At 48.6% G+C, this 257-nt stretch carries 1 pseudogene; it reads right to left on the bottom strand.

What is annotated here, in order from left to right:
• Positions 1-191 (bottom strand): annotated as a pseudogene (locus R2R70_RS21455) (aldehyde dehydrogenase PuuC); the annotation flags it as partial.
• Between the last annotated feature and the right edge of the window lie 66 nt (positions 192-257).

The raw sequence follows: 257 nt of genomic DNA on the forward strand, positions 1-257 counted from the left end.
CTCATCGCACGGTCGATATCGACGCTCTTGCCGCGGGCAATTTTCGCCAGCGGTGCCTGGGTGACCGGATCAACGGTTTCAAAGGTTTCATTTTCCGCCGCAGCAGTATATTCACCGTTAATAAATAAGCGGTTTTCAATGGCGAGACTTAACGCTTTATCCTGCCAGTAAGCCAGATGATGAAAATTCATTATGACTCCTGTTTCACGTCTATCAGATATATGCAGTTTGTGAACGTCAGGGCGCAGAGATCCCCG

The organism is Cobetia sp. SIMBA_158 (genome assembly GCF_046566945.1).
Classification (GTDB): Bacteria; Pseudomonadota; Gammaproteobacteria; order Pseudomonadales; family Halomonadaceae; genus Cobetia; species Cobetia amphilecti.